The sequence below is a fragment of the Geodermatophilus sp. SYSU D00698 genome (genome assembly GCF_054050335.1).
Genome location: NZ_JBJGZD010000004.1, coordinates 212,527 through 233,409, shown reverse-complemented (window position 1 = coordinate 233,409; position 20,883 = coordinate 212,527). Strand labels below are relative to the sequence as shown.

General features: G+C 75.1%; 16 protein-coding genes. 12 read left to right on the top strand and 4 right to left on the bottom strand.

The genetic code is table 11. From position 1 onward, the window contains the following. Window positions 1-96: 96 nt before the first annotated feature. Both metH and ACI8AB_RS05930 read left to right on the top strand, forming a co-directional pair. Window positions 97-3,894, top strand: a complete 3,798-nt coding sequence (metH, locus tag ACI8AB_RS05935; RefSeq protein ID WP_456949330.1) for a methionine synthase — start codon at window positions 97-99, stop codon at window positions 3,892-3,894. Between the two features lie 838 nt (window positions 3,895-4,732). Next, window positions 4,733-5,758 (top strand): NAD(P)-dependent alcohol dehydrogenase, encoded by a 1,026-nt coding sequence (locus tag ACI8AB_RS05930; RefSeq protein WP_456949329.1) that lies wholly within the window; start codon window positions 4,733-4,735, stop codon window positions 5,756-5,758. A 40-nt stretch (window positions 5,759-5,798) separates the two neighbouring features. Here the strand turns inward: ACI8AB_RS05930 and ACI8AB_RS05925 are convergent, their stop codons facing one another. Continuing rightward, window positions 5,799-6,167, bottom strand: a complete 369-nt coding sequence (locus ACI8AB_RS05925; RefSeq protein WP_456949328.1) for a nuclear transport factor 2 family protein — start codon at window positions 6,165-6,167, stop codon at window positions 5,799-5,801. A gap of 89 nt (window positions 6,168-6,256) precedes the next feature. Between ACI8AB_RS05925 and ACI8AB_RS05920 the strand changes: the two genes are divergently transcribed. The 5 genes from ACI8AB_RS05920 to ACI8AB_RS05900 all read left to right on the top strand — a co-directional run bounded on the left by ACI8AB_RS05920 (window position 6,257) and on the right by ACI8AB_RS05900 (window position 11,842). After that, entirely contained in the window at window positions 6,257-8,581 is a 2,325-nt protein-coding gene (locus ACI8AB_RS05920) for a transketolase-like TK C-terminal-containing protein (RefSeq protein WP_456949327.1), read from the top strand. 205 nt (window positions 8,582-8,786) lie between these two features. After that, window positions 8,787-10,109, top strand: coding sequence for an ATP-dependent 6-phosphofructokinase (locus ACI8AB_RS05915; RefSeq protein ID WP_456949326.1), 1,323 nt, complete (start codon window positions 8,787-8,789; stop codon window positions 10,107-10,109). Window positions 10,110-10,213: 104 nt separating this feature from the next. Continuing rightward, the gene (locus ACI8AB_RS05910) at window positions 10,214-10,732 is read left to right on the top strand and encodes a hypothetical protein (protein WP_456949325.1); all 519 of its coding nucleotides are present in this window, start codon (window positions 10,214-10,216) and stop codon (window positions 10,730-10,732) included. A gap of 74 nt (window positions 10,733-10,806) precedes the next feature. Then, the gene (locus ACI8AB_RS05905; protein WP_387989654.1) at window positions 10,807-11,016 is read left to right on the top strand and encodes a dodecin; all 210 of its coding nucleotides are present in this window, start codon (window positions 10,807-10,809) and stop codon (window positions 11,014-11,016) included. A gap of 103 nt (window positions 11,017-11,119) precedes the next feature. After that, complete coding sequence (locus ACI8AB_RS05900) at window positions 11,120-11,842, top strand: HAD family hydrolase (RefSeq protein ID WP_387989656.1); 723 nt, start codon at window positions 11,120-11,122, stop codon at window positions 11,840-11,842. Window positions 11,843-11,846: 4 nt separating this feature from the next. Here the strand turns inward: ACI8AB_RS05900 and ACI8AB_RS05895 are convergent, their stop codons facing one another. Next, the gene (locus ACI8AB_RS05895; RefSeq protein WP_456949324.1) at window positions 11,847-13,025 is read right to left on the bottom strand and encodes an amidohydrolase family protein; all 1,179 of its coding nucleotides are present in this window, start codon (window positions 13,023-13,025) and stop codon (window positions 11,847-11,849) included. 249 nt (window positions 13,026-13,274) lie between these two features. Next, complete coding sequence (locus tag ACI8AB_RS05890; RefSeq protein ID WP_456949323.1) at window positions 13,275-14,222, bottom strand: RecB family exonuclease; 948 nt, start codon at window positions 14,220-14,222, stop codon at window positions 13,275-13,277. An 86-nt stretch (window positions 14,223-14,308) separates the two neighbouring features. On the opposite strand from ACI8AB_RS05890, the gene ACI8AB_RS05885 reads away from it, so the two are divergent. Next, complete coding sequence (locus tag ACI8AB_RS05885; RefSeq protein ID WP_456949322.1) at window positions 14,309-15,244, top strand: tRNA (adenine-N1)-methyltransferase; 936 nt, start codon at window positions 14,309-14,311, stop codon at window positions 15,242-15,244. A gap of 100 nt (window positions 15,245-15,344) precedes the next feature. Further along, entirely contained in the window at window positions 15,345-17,126 is a 1,782-nt protein-coding gene (gene arc, locus ACI8AB_RS05880) for a proteasome ATPase (RefSeq protein WP_456949321.1), read from the top strand. A 58-nt stretch (window positions 17,127-17,184) separates the two neighbouring features. Here arc and ACI8AB_RS05875 read toward each other — a convergent pair whose 3' ends face one another. After that, window positions 17,185-18,042, bottom strand: a complete 858-nt coding sequence (locus ACI8AB_RS05875) for a hypothetical protein (RefSeq protein ID WP_456949320.1) — start codon at window positions 18,040-18,042, stop codon at window positions 17,185-17,187. A gap of 43 nt (window positions 18,043-18,085) precedes the next feature. Between ACI8AB_RS05875 and dop the strand changes: the two genes are divergently transcribed. From dop to ACI8AB_RS05860, 3 genes are all read left to right on the top strand, one after another. Then, entirely contained in the window at window positions 18,086-19,591 is a 1,506-nt protein-coding gene (gene dop / locus ACI8AB_RS05870; protein WP_387989670.1) for a depupylase/deamidase Dop, read from the top strand. Beyond that, on the top strand, window positions 19,591-20,574 hold the full coding sequence (locus tag ACI8AB_RS05865) for an acyl-CoA dehydrogenase family protein (RefSeq protein WP_456949319.1): 984 nt from the start codon (window positions 19,591-19,593) through the stop codon (window positions 20,572-20,574). Before dop ends, ACI8AB_RS05865 begins: the two co-directional genes overlap by 1 nt. Window positions 20,575-20,646: 72 nt before the next feature. Continuing rightward, window positions 20,647-20,856, top strand: a complete 210-nt coding sequence (locus ACI8AB_RS05860) for a ubiquitin-like protein Pup (protein ID WP_387989676.1) — start codon at window positions 20,647-20,649, stop codon at window positions 20,854-20,856. Window positions 20,857-20,883: the final 27 nt, after the last annotated feature.

The following is a 20,883-nucleotide window of genomic DNA, read 5'->3' as shown; positions in this document are numbered from 1 at the left end:
ACGTCCCGGGTTGCTCCCCGGACCACCCGGCGTCGGTGTCGGGCACGCTTGCACACGAGATCCCGGCACCGTTCCGAACGCACCCCGAGGATGCCCGTGACCGACGCCCCCGACCTCCGGCCCGACGCGACGGCGGAGCTCACCTCCCTGATGGAGCAGCGGATCCTCGTGCTCGACGGCGCGATGGGGACCGCGATCCAGCGGGACCGCCCGAGCGAGGCCGGCTACCGCGGGGAGCGCTTCGCCGACTGGCCGGTCGACGTCCAGGGCAACAACGACCTGCTGGTGCTCACCCGGCCGGAGCTGGTGGCGGGCATCCACCGCGAGTACCTCGACGCCGGCGCCGACCTGGTCGAGACCAACACCTTCAACGCCAACGCCGTCTCGCTGGCCGACTACGGCATGGCCGCGCTCGCACGGGAGATCAACGTCGCGGCGGCCCGGCTGGCCCGCCGCGAGGCCGACGCGGCCACCGCGCGCACCCCGGGGAAGCCGCGGTACGTCGCCGGCGCGATGGGCCCGACCACCCGGACGGCGTCCATCTCGCCCGACGTCAACGACCCCGGCGCCCGCAACGTCACCTTCCCCGAGCTGGTCGAGGCCTACCTGGAGCAGGCCGGCGGCCTGGTCGACGGCGGCGCGGACGTGCTGCTGGTCGAGACGGTCTTCGACACGCTCAACGCCAAGGCCGCGATCGTCGCGCTGGAGACGCTGTTCGAGCAGCGCGGCCGCCGCTGGCCGGTGATGGTCTCCGGCACGATCACCGACGCGTCCGGCCGGACGCTGTCGGGGCAGACGACCGAGGCGTTCTGGCACTCGGTGCGCCACGTGCGGCCGCTGGTGGTCGGGCTCAACTGCGCGCTGGGCGCCGAGGAGATGCGGCCCTACGTCGCCGAGCTGGCGCGGATCGCCGACGCGTTCGTCTCCTGCTATCCCAACGCCGGGCTGCCCAACGCCTTCGGCGAGTACGACGAGGCGCCCGCCGACACCGCCGGCGTGCTGCACGGCTTCGCCGAGGACGGCTTCGTCAACGTCGTCGGCGGCTGCTGCGGCACCACGCCCGAGCACATCGCCGCGGTCGCCGCGGCGGTGGACGGGCTGCCGCCGCGCACGCCGCCGGCCGTCCGCCCGGCGCTGCGGCTGTCGGGCCTGGAGCCGCTGACCGTCGACGCCGACTCGCTGTTCGTCAACATCGGCGAGCGCACCAACATCACCGGCTCGGCCCGGTTCCGCCGGCTGATCCGCGACGGCGACTACCCGACGGCGCTGGCCGTCGCCCGCCAGCAGGTCGAGGCCGGCGCGCAGGTCATCGACGTCAACATGGACGAGGGCATGATCGACGGCGTCGCGGCGATGACCCGCTTCACCCGCCTGATCGCCGCCGAGCCCGACATCTGCCGCGTGCCGGTGATGGTCGACTCCTCCAAGTGGGAGGTCATCGAGGCCGGCCTCCAGCAGCTGCAGGGCAAGTCGATCGTCAACTCGATCTCGCTGAAGAACGGCGAGACGGAGTTCGTCGAGCACGCCCGGCTGTGCCGCCGGTACGGCGCGGCCGTCGTCGTCATGGCCTTCGACGAGGACGGGCAGGCCGACACCCTCGAGCGCCGGCAGCAGATCTGCCGCCGCGCGTACGACATCCTCGTCGACCGGGTCGGCTTCCCCCCCGAGGACGTGATCTTCGACCCCAACGTCTTCGCCGTCGCCACCGGCATCGAGGAGCACGCCCGCTACGGCCTGGACTTCATCGAGGCCACCCGCTGGATCAAGGAGAACCTGCCGCACGCGCTGGTCTCCGGCGGCGTCTCCAACGTCTCCTTCTCCTTCCGCGGCAACAACCGCGTCCGCGAGGCCATCCACGCGGTGTTCCTCTTCCACGCGATCGCCGCCGGGATGGACATGGGCATCGTCAACGCCGGCGCGCTGGAGGTGTACGAGGAGGTCCCCGAGCGGCTGCGCGAGCGCATCGAGGACGTCGTCCTGGCCCGCCGGCCCGACGCCACCGAGCGGCTGCTGGAGATCGCCGGCGAGTACGCCGCCTCCGGCGCCGCCGAGGAGGCCGCCGCCGAGGAGTGGCGGGCGCTGCCGGTCGAGGAGCGGATCACCCACGCCCTGGTCAAGGGCATCGACGAGTTCGTCGAGGCCGACACCGAGGAGCTGCGGCGGGAGATCGCCGCGCGCGGCGGCCGGCCGATCGAGGTCATCGAGGGCCCGCTGATGGGCGGGATGAACGTCGTCGGCGACCTGTTCGGCGCCGGGAAGATGTTCCTGCCGCAGGTGGTGAAGTCCGCGCGGGTGATGAAGAAGGCCGTGGCCCACCTCGTGCCCCACATCGAGGCGGAGAAGCAGCCCGGCGACGCCGACCGCACCAACGGCACCGTGGTCATGGCGACGGTGAAGGGCGACGTCCACGACATCGGCAAGAACATCGTGGGCGTCGTGCTGCAGTGCAACAACTACGACGTCGTCGACCTCGGCGTCATGGTGCCGGCGCAGAAGGTGCTCGACACCGCCAAGGAGGTCGGCGCCGACGTCATCGGCCTGTCCGGGCTGATCACGCCCTCGCTGGACGAGATGGTCAACCTGGCCGGCGAGATGGAGCGGCAGGGCTTCGAGGTGCCGCTGCTCATCGGCGGGGCCACGACGTCGCGGGCGCACACCGCGGTCAAGGTCGCCCCGCGCTACCACGGCCCGGTCATCTGGGTGAAGGACGCGTCGCGGTCGGTGCCCGTCGTCGCGGCGCTGCTGTCGGACGAGCAGCGCCCCGGCCTGCTGGCGGCCACCGAGACCGAGTACGAGACGCTGCGCGAGCGGCACGCCGCGCGCACCGACACCCGGACGCTGCTGCCGCTGGCCGCCGCCCGCGCCGCCGCCCCGGCGCTGGACTGGTCGGCCTACACGCCGCCGCGGCCGCGGATGCTGCTGCAGCAGACCCGCGACGTGTGCACCGGGCCCTCCTGCGACCACGCGCACGCCGAGGTCGGCTACACCCGCGTGCTGCGCGACTACCCGCTGGAGGAGCTGCGCGGCTACGTCGACTGGCAGCCGTTCTTCACCGCCTGGGAGATGCGCGGCCGGTTCCCCGACCTGCTGAACAACCCGGCCACCGGCGACGCCGCGCGGCGGCTGTACGCCGACGCGCAGGCGATGCTCGACCGGATCGTCGCCGAGCGCTGGCTCACCGCCTCCGGCGTGTTCGGGCTGTTCCCGGCGGCCCGGGTCGACGGCGAGGACATCGAGGTCTACACCGACGAGTCCCGCACGCGGGTGCGCGCGGTGCTGCACCAGCTGCGGCAGCAGACCGAGGGCCGCGACGGCACCCCGCGCAGGTCGCTCGCCGACTTCGTGGCGCCGAAGGAGACCGGGCTGCGCGACCACGTCGGCGCCTTCGCCGTCACCGCGGGCCTCGGCTCGGCCGAGCGGGTCGCGGCGTTCAAGGCCGCCCACGACGACTACTCGGCGATCATGCTCGAGGCGCTCGCCGACCGGCTGGCCGAGGCGTTCGCCGAGCGGCTGCACGAGCGGGTGCGCCGGGAGTTCTGGGGCTACGCGGCCGACGAGCGGCTGGACAACGACGCCCTCATCGCCGAGCGCTACCGCGGCATCCGCCCCGCGCCCGGCTACCCGGCCTGCCCCGAGCACACCGAGAAGCAGACGATCTGGGACCTGCTCGACGTCGAGGCCTCGATCGGGCTGCAGCTGACCGAGTCCATGGCGATGTGGCCGGGCGCCGCGGTCAGCGGGCTGTACTTCTCGCACCCGGAGGCCCGGTACTTCAACCTGGGCCGGCTGGGCCGCGACCAGGTCGAGGACTACGCCCGCCGCAAGGGCTGGACGCTCGCCGAGGCCGAGCGCTGGCTCGCCCCCAACCTGGGCTACCGCACCGACGACGACTGACGAAGGCCCCCGTCCTCCTCGGCCCCGCACGCTCGGGACGAACCTCGGGACGGGGCCGTCCCGGTGCCGCACCGGGGCCGTTCCGGCACGTCGCGGGGTCAGCGCTGGGGGGGACGGTGATCCCGTACTGGGCGATCTTGCGGTAGGGGGTCGCCCGGCCGATGCCGAGCTCCTCGGCGACGCGGGTCATCGTGGTGCCCGGCTCGGTCAGGCACCGCACGACCGGCAGCCGGTGCCGCCCGGAGACGATCACGCACGTGTCGCCGTCGCGCAGTTCGGGGGTCCACAGCTCCAGCCACGGGGCGACGTCCCGAGGTGTCGTCGCCGATCCGGGCCAGCACGAACCCGGCCGGGTCGGCGACCATCAGGCTCACCGGCTCGTTGGCGATCGTCGTCTGCAGGTCGGTGAGCACCCGGTGCGCGCACCCGTACAGCAGGGAGCCGGTGTCCGGCGTGCCGGTGAGCACGGGCACGACCTCGTCGGACGGCACGCCGTAGCCCTGGCTGCGCCGCCACGACGCGCGCACCCGCGGGGCGCTGCCCCGGCCGGCCGGCACGGGGTCGGGCAGCGGCTCCGGTGGGCCGGACCAGCTCGGCCACGGGCACCTCCGGACGGCAGGACGCCGGTGTCCCGTGCCACGGGGAGGTACCCGCCCCGGCGGCGGGCGCGGCGTCTCGAGGTGAGACGCCGGGCGCGTTCGCGGCGGTCGCGTCCCGCGCTAGCGTCGGCGGCGAGCACGTGACCCGGCTCACGACCGGAGCCGACGGAGGCCGACGGATGTACACCAGGGACGGCGAGCAGTACGACCGTCCCCTGCTCCCGCTGGAGGTGCGCTAGATGAAGGCCGTCCGCGTGCACGAGTACCACGCCGACCCCTCGATCGACGAGATCCCCGAACCGCAGCTGCGGGGCCCCCTCGACGTGATCGTGAAGATCGGCGGCGCCGGGGTGTGCCGGACCGACCTGCACATCCTCGAGGGCCAGTGGGCCGACCTGCAGAACCCGGACCTGCCCTACGTGATCGGGCACGAGAACGCCGGCTGGGTGCACGCCGTGGGGGAGGGGGTCACCAACGTCGCCGTCGGCGACACGGTGATCCTGCACCCGCAGCCCAGCTGCGGCCTGTGCACGGCCTGCCGCGCCGGCCGGGACATGCAGTGCGAGAACGCGTTCTTCCCCGGGCTGAGCAACGACGACGGGGGGATGGCCGAGTACCTGCGCACCACCGCCCGCGCGTGCGTCAGGCTCGACCCGTCGACCGACCCGGCCGGCGTCGCCGCGCTCGCCGACGCCGGCATCACCGCCTACCACGCGGTGCGCAAGGCCCTGCCGCTGCTGTACCCGGGCACGACGGCGGTCGTCCTGGGCGCCGGCGGCCTCGGCCACATCGGCGTGCAGTGCCTGGCCGCGCTCTCGGCCACCCGGGTCGTCGTCGTCGACCGCAACCCCGACGCCCTGGAGCTCGCCCGGCGGATCGGCGCGGACGAGACCGTCGTCGCCGACGGCGGCCAGGTGCAGGCCGTCCAGGAGCTGACCGGCGGGGGCGCGGACGTCGTCTTCGACTTCGTCGCCGAGCAGGGCGCGGAGATGGACGGCTGGCGCATGACCCGCCCGGCCGGCTCGTACTACGTCATCGGCTACGGCGGCGAGCTGCGCATCCCGACGCTGGACTTCGTCGCCGGGGAGAAGAACGTCGTCGGCAACATCGTCGGCACCTACACCGACCTGGCGGAGCTGATGGTGCTCGCCCAGGCCGGGAAGGTCACCCTGCACACCCAGCAGTACCCGCTGGACCGGGCCGTGGACGCGCTCCGCGACCTCGAGGCCGGGACGGTACGGGGACGCGCGATCCTCGTGCCGTGAGCGGGCGCGGCCCCCGGCCCGCCCCGGCCGGGGGCCGCGTCTACCCCTCCCCGCCCACCTCTTCGAGGTCCATCCGCGCCACCAGGTCGCCGCTGAACCGGTAGACGTGGCGCACCGTCTCCCGCGAGAGCACGGTGCCGCCCGGGTCGCGCACGGTCAGCGCCACGGTGACCGCGACCGAGCCGTCCGGGCGCTCCTCGACGCCGGTCGGCCGCACCAGCGGGCGGACCTGCGCCCACTGCCGCTCCCAGTAGTCCCGCACGCCGTCGTGCCCGTGCACCCGGCCGCCCTCCCAGCCGTTGGGCCAGTCCACGTCCGGCGCCATGGCGGCCACCACCGCGTCCAGGTCGCGGGCGGTGAACGCCCGGTAGAGCGAGCGCAGCAGGGCGGGGCGGTCCGGGGTGGTCACGGGGAGCGACGGTGGCACACCGGACCTCCCACCGGGAGGAGGGCGCGTCCGCGCGATGCTGGTCGTCCGCCCACCCGACAGGAGTGACCATGACGCTCGCCGCCCCGCGGCCCCCCGCCACCGGCTCGGACGACGCCGCGCTGCGCGAGATCGAGCAGCGCGTGCTGTGGCTGGCGACGGCGATCGTCGACCACGCCAACCGGGTGCGCCCCAACCCGAGCGGGCTCAAGGTGGGCGGGCACCAGGCGTCCAGCGCCTCGATGGTCACGATCATGACCGCGCTGTGGCTGGAGCAGCTGGCCGCCGACGACCGGGTGAGCGTCAAGCCGCACGCGAGCCCGGTGCTGCACGCGCTGGAGTTCCTGCTCGGGCAGCTGGACGCCTCGTGGCTGACCACGCTGCGCGAGTTCGGCGGCCTGCAGTCCTACCCGTCGCGGTCGAAGGACCCCGTCCCGGCGGACTACTCGACCGGCTCGGTCGGCATCGGGGCCACCGCGCCGATCTGGGGCGCGCTGGCCCGCCGCTACGTCAACACCCAGTTCGGCGCCGGCGGCACCGGCCGGCAGTGGTCGCTGGTGGGCGACGCCGAGCTGGACGAGGGCGCGGTCTGGGAGGCCGTGCTCGACCCGATGGTCGCCGAGCTCGGCGAGGTGAACTGGATCGTCGACCTCAACCGGCAGTCGCTGGACCGCGTCGTCCCGACCATGGGCGCCACCCGGCTGCAGGGCATGTTCACCGCGGCCGGCTGGCAGGTGCTCACCGTCAAGTACGGCGCGCTGCTGGAGGAGCTGTTCACCCGGCCCGGCGGGGCCGCGCTGCGCGACCGCATCGACGGGATGAGCAACGCCGAGTACCAGCGGCTGCTGCGCCGCACGCCCGCGGAGGTCCGCCGGGAGCTGCCCGGGGACGGGCCCGGCGCGGCCGCGGTCGCCGGGCTCGTCGCCGACGTGGCCGACGCCGACCTGGTCGCCGCCGTGCGCAACCTCGGCGGGCACGACCTCACCGCGCTGCGGCAGGCGTTCGCGCGGATCGACGACACCCGCCCCACCGTGGTCATCGCCTACACGCTCAAGGGCTACGGGCTGGCCACCGAGGGCCACCCGCAGAACCACTCCGCGCTGCTCACCGAGGCCCAGCTGCACGAGCTGGCCGCCCGCGTCGGCGTCGACCCGGCGCAGCCGTGGGCCGGGTTCCCGGCCGGCAGCCGCCCCGCCGGGCTGCTCGCCGCCGCGGCGCGGCGGCTGGCCCGGCCCCCGGTCGACGACGCCGTCGCCCCGCCCGTGCCGGCCGACCTGGGCCGCACCCCCTCGGGCACCGCGACCACGCAGGCGGCGCTGGGCCGCACGCTGCTCGACCTCAACCGCGCCGCCCCGGAGGTGGGCCGCCGGGTGGTCACCGTCAGCCCCGACGTGTCGAGCTCGACCAACCTCGGCGGCTGGGTGAACAAGGTCGGCGTCTGGTCGCACGAGGACCGCCGCGACTGGTTCGCCGACGACGCCGAGACGATCCTGCACTGGCGGGAGAAGCCCTCCGGCCAGCACGTGGAGCTGGGCATCGCCGAGACCAACCTGGTCGGCGCCATCGGCGAGCTCGGCGCCACCTGGTCGCGGTGGGGCCAGCCGCTGCTGCCGGTCGGCGTCCTCTACGACCCGTTCGTCGAGCGGGCGCTGGAGCCGTGGTCGTTCACCATCTACGCCGGCGGGCAGTCGCTGCTGGTCGGCACGCCGTCGGGGGTGACGCTGGCGCCCGAGGGCGGCGCGCACCAGTCGGTGACCACGCCGTCGATCGGGCTGGAGCAGCCCGGCTGCCTGTCCTACGAGCCGGCGTTCGCCCTGGACACCGAGTGGTGCCTGCTGGCCGCGCTCGGCCGGATGGGCCGCCCCGGCGGGCAGTCGGCGTACGTGCGGCTGTCCACCCGCCCGGTGGACCAGGCGCTGGCCGCGGTGCCCGCCGATCCGGCCGCCCGGGAGCGGCGCCGCCGGCAGGTGGTGGCCGGCGCCTACCCGCTGCGCCGGGTGCCGCGCCCGGCGGTGACGCTGGCCGCGATGGGCGCCGTCGTCCCCGAGGCCCTGGCCGCCGCCGAGCGGCTGGACGGGCTCGGCTTCCCCGCCGACGTCGTCGTGGTGACCAGTCCCGGCCTGCTGTTCCGCGCCGTGCAGGCCCGTCGCGGGCTGGACGACGCCGCGCCGTGGGTGCTCGACGGCGCGTTCCCCGCCGACCGGGCCGCGCCGCTGGTCACCGTGCTCGACGGGCACCCGCACACGCTGGCGTTCCTCGCCGGGGTCCGCGGGGTGCCGGCGGCGCACCTGGGCGTCACCCGGTTCGGCCAGAGCGGCGACCTCGACAGCGTGTACCGCCACCACGGCCTCGACGTCGACTCGCTGGTCGGCGCGGCGCTCGACCTCGTCGACTGAGGAAGGGCCCCGCTGCCCCCCCGGCCACTCGCACGCTCGCGGCGGGATCCTGCAGCGGGGCCGCCCGGTGCCCGCCACGCCTCGCTCCGCTCGGCGCGGGCCCCTGCACCGGAGCCGTTCCCGCCCGTCACCGGTCGACATGACGTCCTGACGACCGGGGTGCCGCGCGCAGCGGCGGTGCCCCGGTGTGGGAGCGTTGACCCTCGTGATCGGACACGAGGACCTCGCCGTGCGGACGTTGGGTCCGTGCCGCATCGACTCGCCGCTGGCGGAGCGGCTGGCCGCGCGGGAGACCACGCAGCACTCGGTGGAGGAGGACGACCGGATCCTCTTCGACGACACCCTGTCGATGGCCGGCACCCGGGGCGTGCCGGTCGACCGGCTGCCCAGCCTGGAGCCCGGCGGGCCGCGCAAGCGCATCTACTTCGACCCGGCCAAGACCCGGGTCGGCATCGTCACCTGCGGCGGGCTGTGCCCCGGCCTCAACGACGTCATCCGCGGGCTGGTCCTCGAGCTGTGCCGCCACTACGGCGTGCGCCGGATCGTGGGGTTCCGCAACGGCTACCGCGGCTTCATCCCGCACTACGGGGAGGACGTCGTCGACCTCTCGCCCGAGGTGGTCCAGCACATCGACGACGAGGGCGGCACCATCCTCGGCACCTCCCGCGGCGTGCAGGACCCCGAGGAGATCGTCGACGCCCTGGAGCGGCTGGCGATCAACGTCCTGTTCGTCATCGGCGGCGACGGGACCATCCGCGGGGCGATGGAGGTCGTGCGGGTCATCGAGGAGCGCGGCCTGAAGATCGCCGTCGTCGGGGTGCCCAAGACCATCGACAACGACATCCCCTACATCGACCAGAGCTTCGGCTTCCAGACGGCGATGTCGGAGGCGACCAAGTCGATCCACGCGGCGAGCGTCGAGGCGCGGTCGGCGCCCGGCGGCGTCGGCCTGGTCAAGCTCATGGGCCGGCACTCGGGGTTCATCGCCTGCTACTCGACGCTGGCCAAGGACGACGCCGACTACGTGCTCATCCCCGAGGTGCCGTTCGCGCTGCAGGGCGAGCACGGCTTCCTCGAGCACCTGCGCCGCCGGGTCGAGGAGCGCGGCCACGCCGTCGTCGTGGTGGCCGAGGGCGCCGGGCAGGAGCACATCGAGGAGCACGAGCCCGGCCGCGACGCGTCGGGCAACGTCCGGCTGGGGGACATCGGGCGGCTGCTGCGCCGGCTGATCACCGAGCACCTCGACGACGCGAAGGTCGAGAACAACGTCCGCTACTTCGACCCCAGCTACGCCATCCGCAGCGTGCCGGCCAACCCCTACGACAGCGCCTACTGCCTGCGGCTGGCGCACGCCGCCGTGCACGCGGCGATGGCCGGCCGCACCGAGGTGATCGTGGCCCGCCGCCGCCGGCGCTTCGTGCACCTCCCGATGGCGCTGGCGGTCAGCCGGCGCAACCACGTCGACCCGCTCGGCGACCTGTGGATGTCGGTGCTCGAGGCCACCGGGCAGCCGGTGCGCTTCGAGTAGGGCTCACCCGCCCGGGTGGGATCCCGGGATCCGGCTCCCCGCCGCCCCCGCGTCTGCCGATGGACCCGTGTCAGGTGCAGCTCACCAGCGACACGAGGGACGGCATGGACACGACGGGACGCTCCACGACGCGACGGGGCCGCCTGGCGCGGGGACTCGCGGCCACCGCGGTCGGCGCGGCCGTCGCCCTCACCCCCGGCGTCGCCGGGGCGGCGCCGAACCGCGCCGACCCGCCCGACGTGGTGCCGCTGGTGGACTGCGTCGTCCGGCACGCCGACGGCAGCTGGACGGCGGTGTTCGGCTACGACAACCGCACCGGGGAGACGGTGGACATCCCGGTCGGCCCGGCCAACCGGGTGACGCCGGCGCCGCTCGGCGAGCCGCAGCCGACCACCTTCGCCCCCGGGGTGCGGCACGGCGTGTTCTCCGTGACCGTCGAGAACGGCGGCGGCCCGATGTGGCACCTGGGCAGCACCGACCTCGCCGCCCGCAAGGCCGACGCGGCGTGCCCGCCCTCGACGCAGATGCCGGCCGAGGGCAACGGCACCGGGCTCGCGATCGGCGTCGCGGTGGCCGGCGGGGTCGGCGCGGTGGTGCTGCGGCGGGCCCGCCGCCGGGCCTGAGCCCTCCCGCGCCCGGCCCCGGCCGGGCCAGGATCACCCCGGGACGGCGCCGCCGTCCCGGGGAGGAGACCGCCATGGCCAACCACGTGTACCGGCTGACCGAGGTCGTCGGCAGCAGCCCGACCGGCATCGACGACGCGATCCGCACCGCGATCGGCAAGGCGTCGCAGACCATCCGGCACGTCGAGTGGTTCGAGGTCCAGGAGGTGCGGGGCCAGGTCGTCGACGGCGACGTCGCGCACGTCCAGGTGACGCTCAAGATCGGGTTCCGCGTCGAGGACTGACCGCCTCGCGTGCGGGCACCGGTCCGGTCCGGCGCGGTGGGACACTGGGGACGTCGGCCGGCGCGGGCCGTCGCACTCCTGCCGTCTGCCCGAGAGACCTGCCGTGATCCTCCCTGAACCCGACACCCGATCCGCCCTGCGCGCGGTGCTCTTCGACATGGACGGCACGCTGGTGGAGTCCGAGCAGCACTGGGGGCACGCTCTGTTCGCCCTCGCCCGGCGCCTGGGCGGTGAGCTGAGCGCCGCCGCCCGCGAGGCCACGGTCGGCACCAGCATGGCGACGTCGATGCGGATCCTGCAGGCCGACCTGGGGATCGAGCGCACCGCCGAGCAGACCCGCGCGGACGTCGCCTGGGTGGAGGAGACGGTCGCCGGCCTGCTCGCCACCGACCTGCACTGGCGGCCCGGCGCACGCGAGCTGCTGGCCGAGGTGCGCGCCGCCGCGCTGCCCACCGCCCTGGTGACGACGACGCCGCGCCGCCTGGCCGACGTGGTCATCGCGCACGTCGAGGGCGCGTTCCCGGACGTGCCGCCGTTCGACCTCACCGTCTGCGGCGACGAGGTGCCCGCCCGCAAGCCCGACCCGGCGCCCTACCTGCAGGCCGCCGCCGCGCTCGGCGTGGACCCGGCGGACTGCGTCGTCGTCGAGGACTCCGCGGCCGGCGTGGCCGCCGGGCTGGCCGCGGGCGCGACCGTCCTCGGCGTGCCCGCGCTGCAGCCGCTGGAGCCCGCGCCGGGCCTGGTGCTGCGCGACACGCTGGCCGGCGTCGGGCTGGCCGACCTGGAGGGGCTGCTGCTCGGGCGGGACACCGCGCCGCGCCGCTGACCCCTCAGCCGGCCGGCACGACCTCCCGGCCGCGGGAGACCACCACCCGCACCCGCGCCAGCGCGGCGACGTCCACGGTGGGGTCGCCGTCGACCAGCAGCAGGTCGGCGTCCAGGCCGGGCGCCAGCCGCCCGGTGCGCCCGCCGAGGCCGCAGGCGGCGGCCGCCACCGAGGTCGCCGTCGCCAGCGCCTCGGGAGCGGGCACCCCGCCGTCGGCGAGCGAGGCGACGGCCCGCGGCAGGAGCCCGTGCGGCTTGCCCGGGGCGATGCCGCAGTCGACGCCGCTGACGACCCGGACGCCCGCGCGGTGCAGGCGGGCCGCGTCGGCGGCGCGCGCCTGCTCGGTCATGTCCAGCCGGTCGATGAGCTCCTGCACCCGGGGCGGCGGCACCGTGCCCTCGGCCAGGCCCAGCGTCGGGCAGACGGCGGTGCCCGCGCGGGCCAGCTGCTCCGCCAGCGCCGGCGGGACGCCCCAGCCGGTGGCGGTCAGGCACGAGCAGTGCTCGATGCCGTCGACGCCGGCGCCCAGCACCTGCCGGACGGCGGTCAGCGCGTGCGCGTGCGCGGTGACCGGCAGCCCCAGCCGGTGCGCCTCCTCGACGACGGCGCGCACCTCGGCGGCGCTGAACTGGCAGGCGGCCATGTCGGTGCCCGCGGTCATCGCCCCGCCGCTGGCCATCAGCTTGACGACGTCCGCGCCCCGCTCGGCGCGCTCGCGGACCGCGGCCCGCAACGCCTCCGCGCCCCGGACCTCGCCGCCCATGCCCGCGCAGTGGCCGGCGGGGCAGGTGAGCGGCGGGCCCGACGCGACCACGGTGGGGCCGTCGGCCGGTGCCCGCTCGACCACCGCCCAGCCGACGTCGCCGAGGTCGCGCACCGCCGTGACCCCGGCGGCCAGGTGCTGCCGGAGGGCGGCGGCCACGATCGCGTCCACCTGCGCCGGCTCCAGCTCGGGGAGCTGGTCGAGGGCGCGGGGGCCGCTGTCGCCGCAGAGGTGCACGTGCGTGTCGACCAGGCCCGGCAGCAGCGTCGTCCCGGGCAGCGCGGTCACGGGGACGCCGTCGGGCGGGGCGGCCCCGGCGGGCGCGACGGCGACGATCCGGCCGTCGTCGACCAGCACCAGGGCCCCGTCGCGCAGCACCCGCTCGCCGTCGAAGGCGTGGTCGGCCCGGTAGCCGCGCATGCCGGCCTCCTGGATGGCGGGGACGCCGACGCTAGGACCGGCCGCGCCGGCCGGTCGACGGGGACCGGCGCGTCTCGCTCCGCCGCGCCGCTCCCGTCCGTTGACCGTTATCCCCAACTCGCGGACCGACCTGCCGGTCGGTGCCACGGCGGCGGAGCGGCGACCGGCGGGACCCTGCCGGGGCCGGTGTCCCGCGATCGTCCCCGCGGGCCGGGCCGGCAGGAGCGGCCCGGTGCCGGGGCGGGAGCGTCAGTCGCGCTCGACGATCGGCAGCGTCGCCCAGCCGGCCCGGGCGGCGGCCTCGGCGGGGAAGGGCGGGGGAGTGCCGCCGAAGGAGGGGCACAGCGCCTGGTGGTCGCACCAGTCGCACAGCCGCGTGCGGTTGGGCCGGAAGTCGCCGGTGGCCACCGCCCGCTCGATCGCCGCCCAGATCGCCAGCAGCGTCCGCTCGAAGCGGACGAGCTCGGCCTCCTCGGGGGCGTAGGTCAGCGCGTCGCCGTCGCCGAGGTAGATGAGCTTGAGCTGGGAGGCCACCACGCCGCGGGTGCGCCACAGCACCAGCGCGTAGAACTTCATCTGGAACAGGGCCTTGGACTCGAACGCCTCGCGCGGCATCGAGCCGGTCTTGTAGTCGACGACCCGCAGCGCGCCGTTGCGGGCGACGTCGAGCCGGTCGACGTACCCGCGCAGCAGCAGCCCGTCGGGCAGCGTCACCTCGACCAGCTGCTCGCGGCCCTCCGGCTGGATGCGGGTGGGGTCCTCCAGGGTGAAGTAGGTCTCCACCAGCTTCCCGGCCGAGTCCAGCCAGGCCTCCAGCGACGGCGGCTCCGCCCCGTCCTCGCCGGCGGTGAACAGCGCCTCGACCTCGGCGTCGGCGCGCAGCTCGTCCCACGCCGGCGCCACCAGCCCGCGGGCCGCCTCGACGGTCCGCTCGGCCGGCGGCAGGTCGTAGAGCCGCTCCAGGACCGCGTGCACCAGCGTGCCGCGCACCGCCGCGGCGCTCTTCCTCTCCGGCAGCCGGTCGATGGTGCGGAAGCGGTAGAGCAGCGGGCAGGTCTTGAAGTCCGCCGCGCGGCTGGGCGACAGCGAGGGCCGGCGCGGCGCCTTCTCCCCGGCGGGAGCCGGCTCGCCGCCGTCGGACGCCGTGCCGGGGAAGACCGTGCCGCCGCGTGCCGGGTCCTGCGCCACTGCCGTCATGCGTCCGACGCTACGACGCTCCTCCGACAGTTCCGAGCGCCCGCGCCGGACGGACCCGTCCCGCCGCTGGCCTAGGCTGGCCGCCCGTGGAACCGCAGCCCGAGCCCAGCCAGAACGCGACGAGCGCCGCCCCCGCCGCCGGGCCGCTGCCCGTGGACACCAACGCGGACGGGGAGCGGCCGGCCGCCGTCACCGCCCGCGTGCCGGGCGCCTTCGCCGTCGGCGACCGGGTGCAGCTCACCGACCCCAAGGGCCGGCTGCACACCGTCGTCCTCGAGCCCGGCAAGCAGTTCCACACCCACCGCGGGGCCATCGCCCACGACGACCTCATCGGCGCGCCGGAGGGCTCGGTCGTGCACTCCACGGCCAACACCGGCTACCTGGCGTTCCGGCCCCTGCTGGCCGACTTCGTGCTGTCCATGCCGCGCGGCGCCCAGGTCATCTACCCCAAGGACGCCGCGCAGATCGTCGGCAGCGGGGACATCGGGCCCGGGATGCGGGTCCTCGAGGCCGGCGCCGGGTCGGGCGCGCTCACCTGCTCGCTGCTGCGCGCCGTCGGCGCGTCGGGCCGGGTCACCAGCTACGAGCGGCGCGAGGACTTCGCCGACGTCGCCCGCGGCAACGTCGGCGCCTTCTTCGGCGGCGTGCCGGACACCTGGGACCTGCGCCTGGGCGACCTCGCCGACCACCCCGCCGACGAGGTCGTCGACCGGGTGGTCCTGGACATGCTCGAGCCGTGGGCGGTGCTCCCCACCGTGGCCGCGGCGCTGCGGCCCGGCGGCGTCCTCGTCGGCTACGTGGCGACGGTCACCCAGCTGTCCACCTACGTCGAGGCGCTGCGCGCGCAGGGCGTGTGGACCGAGCCCTACGCGTGGGAGTCGCTGGTCCGCCCGTGGCACGCCGTCGGCCTCGCGGTGCGCCCCGAGCACCGCATGGTCGCGCACACCGCGTTCCTCGTGACCGCCCGCCGGCTGGCCGAGGGCGTGGTCGCTCCGGTCCGCCAGCGGCGCCCCCAGAAGTAGCCCCGCCGGGGGGAGTCGCGCCCCGGCGAGTGCCCGGCACGGTGTCGGCAGGCGTGTATAGATTTGCCTCCTGGCTCCCCCCGATGTGCGGAGGTGCGCGATGGGCCCCGGTCCTGTCAGCGGTCCCGACGAGTTCCGAGCGCGGCGCGAACGTGACGTCTCCGCCCTGCTCTCCCAGATCTCCTACCTTGAGGAGGAGATCGGTCTCCTGCGCCGCAAGGTGGCCGACAGCCCCCGGCAGGTGCGGGCGCTCGAGGAGCGGATCGCCGAGGCGGAGGGCCGCGCGGCCTTCCTCTCCGAGCGCAACGACAAGCTCGCCGGCACCCTGCGCGAGGCCCGGGAGCAGCTGCTCACGCTCAAGGAGGAGATCGACCGGCTCGGTCAGCCGCCGTCGGGCTACGGGGTCTACCTCGGGCGGCACGACGACGGCACGGTCGACGTCTTCACCGGCGGCCGCAAGCTGCGCGTCTCGGTGTCCCCGGCCGTGGAGGCCGAGGAGCTGCGGCCCGGCCAGGAGGTCATGCTCAACGAGGCGATGAACGTCGTCGAGGCGCTCGGCTACGAGAAGCAGGGCGACGTCGTCATGCTCAAGGAGCTGCTGGAGCCGATCGACGGCGTGACGCCGCGGGCCCTGGTCATCGGCCACACCGACGAGGAGCGGGTGGTCTACCTGGCCGACTCGCTCACCGGCCAGCCGCTGCGGGTCGGCGACTCGCTGCTGCTGGAGTCGCGGTCGGGCTACGTGTACGAGCGGATCCCCAAGAGCGAGGTCGAGGAACTCGTCCTCGAGGAGGTCCCTGACATCGACTACTCCGACATCGGCGGCCTGGCCCGGCAGATCGAGCAGATCCGCGACGCCGTCGAGCTGCCGTTCCTGCACGCGGACCTGTTCCGCGAGTACGAGCTGCGCCCGCCGAAGGGCATCCTGCTCTACGGCCCGCCCGGCTGCGGCAAGACGCTCATCGCCAAGGCGGTGGCCAACTCGCTGGCCAAGAAGGTCTCCGCGGTGAAGGGGGAGGGGCAGGCCAAGTCCTACTTCCTCAACATCAAGGGTCCGGAGCTGCTCAACAAGTACGTCGGCGAGACGGAGCGGCACATCCGGCTGGTGTTCCAGCGGGCCCGGGAGAAGGCCGGCGAGGGCACCCCGGTCATCGTGTTCTTCGACGAGATGGACTCGATCTTCCGCACCCGCGGGTCGGGCGTGTCCTCCGACGTCGAGTCGACGATCGTCCCGCAGCTGCTCAGCGAGATCGACGGCGTCGAGGGCCTGGAGAACGTCATCGTCATCGGCGCCTCCAACCGCGAGGACATGATCGACCCGGCGATCCTGCGGCCCGGCCGGCTGGACGTGAAGATCAAGATCGAGCGGCCCGACGCCGAGGCCGCGCGCGACATCTTCAGCAAGTACCTGACGCCGACGCTGCCCATCCACGCCGACGACCTCGCCGAGAACGGCGGCAGCGCCGAGGCCACCATCCAGGCGATGATCCAGCGCACCGTCGAGCGGATGTACACCGAGAGCGAGGAGAACCGCTTCCTCGAGGTCACCTACGCCAACGGGGACAAGGAGGTCCTGTACTTCAAGGACTTCAACTCCGGCGCCATGCTGCAGAACATCGTCGACCGGGCCAAGAAGATGGCCATCAAGGAGAACCTGGAGACGGGGACGGCGGGCCTGCGGGTCGGCCACCTGATGCAGGCCTGCGTCGACGAGTTCAAGGAGAACGAGGACCTGCCCAACACCACCAACCCCGACGACTGGGCGCGGATCTCGGGCAAGAAGGGCGAGCGGATCGTCTACATCCGCACGCTGATCAGCGGCAAGGGCAGCGACTCCGGCCGCGCCATCGACACCGCGACCAACACCGGCCAGTACCTGTAGTCCGGCCCGGCCGCCGGTGGCCCGGCTCCCCGTCGCGGGAGCCGGGCCACCGGCGCGGTCAGCCCAGCCGGGCGGCCAGCGCGCGCAGGTGCGCTCCGCCGGCGGCCTCGTAGGTGGCACCCGGCACCGTGCGCACCGGATACGGCCGGTGGAGCGGCGCCCGGGGGCCGACGTCGACGTGGACGACGTCGAACCCGAGGCCGTGCAGGTGGTCGGCCATCGCGTAGTCGGTGGCGGAGTCCCCGACGGTGTGCCAGAGCCGGGGGAGGGGCCCGTCGGCCCGCAGCAGCTCCAGCGCGCGCCGGGCCCCCCGGGCCTTGCCCGCGAGCACCGACTCCACGTCGGTCGCGATCACCGACGGGTCGATCCGCCACGGCGTCCGGCCCGCCGCGTCGGGGTGGTCGCGGTCGCCCAGCCGCACGCCGAGTCCCGCGGTCACCAGGCCGGCGAGCAGGTCGGCGTCGAAGGCCCGCTGCCGCTCGGCGTAGACGGCGGCCGGGACGTCGGTGCGCGCCTCCACCGTGGCCATCGTCCGCTTCGTGTCGTCGAGGAACACCGCGTCGCCGTAGCCGTCGCCCACCAGGTCGGCGAGCAGGGCGCGGCAGACGTCGGGGACGGCGAGGGCGGGGTCGACGTGGACCTCGCCCGCCCCGTCCGGGCCCGCCGACGTCCAGACGCCGCCCTTCTCGCAGACCGCGTGCAGCCGGGCCCCGCCCGGCAGGCCGGCCGCGGCCAGCGGCGCCAGGACGCGCTCGCCGACGAACTCCGCCGACCGGCCGGTGTTGAGCACCACGGGGACGCCCGCGGCCAGCAGCGCCCGCAGGTCCTCCAGCAGCGCCGGGGCGACCGTCCGGGTCACCGGGCTGGCGACCGGGCCGTCGACGTCGAGCAGCAGGCCCAGGGGTGGCGGTCTCACCCGGTCATCCTCGCGTCCGGCGACCGCGGCCTAGGCTCGGGGCATGAGCGTCCGGCGGGTCATGGGCACCGAGGTGGAGTACGGCATCTCGGTGCCCGGGCAGCCCACCGCCAACCCGACCACCCTGTCCAGCCAGGTGGTCAACGCCTGGGCCGTCGCCGACGCCCCGACCCGCCGCCGCCCGCGCTGGGACTTCGAGGAGGAGTCGCCGCTGCGCGACGCCCGCGGCTTCGACCTGTCCCCGGCGCAGGCCCTGGACCACACCGACCTCGACGAGGACTCGGGGATGGCCAACGTCATCCTCACCAACGGCGCCCGGCTCTACGTCGACCACGCGCACCCGGAGTACTCGACGCCGGAGGTCACCAACCCCCGCGACGTCGTCCTCTGGGACAAGGCGGGGGAGCGGGTGATGGCCGAGGCGGCCCGCCGGGCCGCGCGCATCCCCGGCACCCAGCCGATCCAGCTGTACAAGAACAACACCGACGGCAAGGGCGCCAGCTACGGCGCGCACGAGAACTACCTGATGGACCGGCGGACGCCGTTCATCGACATCATCCGCGGCCTGATCCCGTTCTTCGTGACCCGGCAGGTGTTCGCCGGCGCCGGCCGCGTGGGCATCGGCACCGAGGGCCGCACCCAGGGCTTCCAGATCTCCTCCCGGGCGGACTTCTTCGAGGTCGAGGTGGGCCTGGAGACGACGCTCAAGCGGCCGATCATCAACACCCGCGACGAGCCGCACGCCAACCCCGACGAGTACCGCCGCCTGCACGTGATCATCGGCGACGCCAACCTCGCCGAGCTGTCGACCTACCTCAAGGTCGGGACGACGTCGCTGGTGCTGGCGATGATCGAGGCGCGGGCGCTGCGCGAGGACCTCTCGCTCGAGGAGCCGGTCGCCACGCTGCAGGCGGTCAGCCACGACCCGTCGCTGGCCACGCAGGTGCGGCTGCGCGACGGGCGGCGGATGACCGCGCTCGACCTGCAGCGCGTCTACCTCGACCACGCCGAGCGCTTCGTCGACCGGAACGGGGAGGCCGACGGGCAGACCACCGACGTGCTGCGCCGCTGGGCCGAGGTCCTCGACGACCTCGGCACCGACCCGATGCGCCTGGCCGACCGGCTGGACTGGCCGGCCAAGCTGCGGCTGCTGGAGGGCTACCGCTCCCGCGACGGGCTGTCCTGGGGCGACTCGCGGCTGCAGCTGGTGGACCTGCAGTACTCCGACGTCCGCCCCGAGAAGGGGCTCTACCACCGGCTGGTGGCCCGCGGCTCGATGCAGCGGCTGCTCACCGACGACGAGGTGACCCGGGCGATGGTCACCCCGCCGGCCGACACCCGCGCCTTCTTCCGCGGCGAGTGCCTGCGGCGCTTCCCGGCGCAGGTGGCCGCGGCGTCGTGGGACTCCGTGGTGTTCGACCTCGGCCGGGAGAACCTGGTGCGCATCCCGACGATGGAGCCGCTGCGCGGCACCCGCGACCACGTGGGCCTGCTGTTCGAGTCCACGGCGAGCGCGCAGGAGCTGGTCGACACCATCACCGGCTCCTAGTGGCCGCCCCGGTCCAGGTCGCCCGGGCGCTGGCCGAGGACCTGCTCGCGCCCGCGGCCGCCGACGTCGACGCCACCGGCGTCCTCCCGCGCGGCCACCTCGACGCGCTCGCCGCCGCCGGGCTGTACGGCCTGGTGGGGCCCGCGGAGGCCGGCGGCCTGGACGGCGACGGCGCGACGCTGGCGGCCGTGGTCGAGGAGCTGGCGGCCGGCGACCTCGCCACCGCGTTCGTGTGGCTGCAGCACCACGGCGTCGTCGGGCGGCTGGCCGCCTCCGGGGCGCACCCGGAGCTGCTGGCCGGCCTGTGCGCCGGGCGGCGGCGGGCCGGGATCGCGCTGCAGGCCGCGACCCGCCCGGACGCCCCGCCCGTGACGCTGCGCCGGGACGGCGGCGACCTCGTGCTCGACGGCGCGGTGCCGTGGGTGACCGGCTGGGGTCTGGTCGACGTGCTGCTGGTGGCCGCCCGCGACGGCGACGACGTCGCGTTCCTGCTGGCCGACGCGGTGGAGGGGCCGACGCTCGCGGCGGTGCCGCAGCCGCTGGTGGCGGTGCAGGCCAGCGCGACGGTCGAGCTGCACCTGCGCGGCCACCGGGTGCCCGCCGGCCGGCTGCTGGGTGCGACCCCGCTGGCCGGGGTCCGGGCGGGCGACGCGGCCGGGCTGCGGCTCAACGGCTCGCTGGCGCTGGGGCTGGTCCGGCGGTGCGCCCGGCTGGTCGGCTCCTCCCCCCTGGACGACGACCTGACCGACGCGCGCGCCCGGCTCGACGCGGCCGGTCCGGGCGAGCTCCCGGAGGCGCGGGCCGCCGCGGCGGCCCTGGCGCACCGGGCGGCCGGGGCGCTGGTGGTGGCGACGGGCAGCGGCGCCGCGCGCGCCGGCTCCGTGGCCGAGCGGACGGCGCGCGAGGCGGTGTTCCTGCTCGTGTTCGGCTCGCGCCCGGCGATCCGCGCGTCGCTGCTGGCGCGGCTGGGCGCGGCCCGCTGAGGCCGCCGGGTGTCGGTACGTGCGGGTAGTTTCGGCAGCAGCACGCACTCGGCGCGCACCAGGGGAGGGCACATGGCCACCAGGGACACCGGCGGGCAGCAGCGGGCCACGCGCACGCGCGAGGAGAGCGACGAGGTCGAGGCCTCGGTCGACACCGAGGTCGCCGAGCGGCACAAGGAGATGTCCGAGGACGTCGACGCCATCCTCGACGAGATCGACGACGTCCTCGAGGAGAACGCCGAGGAGTTCGTGAGGAGCTACGTGCAGAAGGGCGGAGAGTAGCCGTCTGGCTACCTGAAGTCATAGCTG

What these genes read in the sequence shown, in the direction of transcription:
- ACI8AB_RS05860 (WP_387989676.1), top strand. Translation starts at nt 20,647, where the DNA reads ATGGCCACCAGGGACACCGGCGGGCAGCAGCGGGCCACGCGCACGCGC.
- arc (WP_456949321.1), top strand. Translation starts at nt 15,345, where the DNA reads ATGGGCCCCGGTCCTGTCAGCGGTCCCGACGAGTTCCGAGCGCGGCGC.
- ACI8AB_RS05930 (WP_456949329.1), top strand. Translation starts at nt 4,733, where the DNA reads ATGAAGGCCGTCCGCGTGCACGAGTACCACGCCGACCCCTCGATCGAC.
- ACI8AB_RS05895 (WP_456949324.1), bottom strand. Translation starts at nt 13,025, where the DNA reads ATGCGCGGCTACCGGGCCGACCACGCCTTCGACGGCGAGCGGGTGCTG.
- ACI8AB_RS05920 (WP_456949327.1), top strand. Translation starts at nt 6,257, where the DNA reads ATGACGCTCGCCGCCCCGCGGCCCCCCGCCACCGGCTCGGACGACGCC.
- ACI8AB_RS05910 (WP_456949325.1), top strand. Translation starts at nt 10,214, where the DNA reads ATGGACACGACGGGACGCTCCACGACGCGACGGGGCCGCCTGGCGCGG.
- ACI8AB_RS05890 (WP_456949323.1), bottom strand. Translation starts at nt 14,222, where the DNA reads ATGACGGCAGTGGCGCAGGACCCGGCACGCGGCGGCACGGTCTTCCCC.
- ACI8AB_RS05905 (WP_387989654.1), top strand. Translation starts at nt 10,807, where the DNA reads ATGGCCAACCACGTGTACCGGCTGACCGAGGTCGTCGGCAGCAGCCCG.
- dop (WP_387989670.1), top strand. Translation starts at nt 18,086, where the DNA reads ATGAGCGTCCGGCGGGTCATGGGCACCGAGGTGGAGTACGGCATCTCG.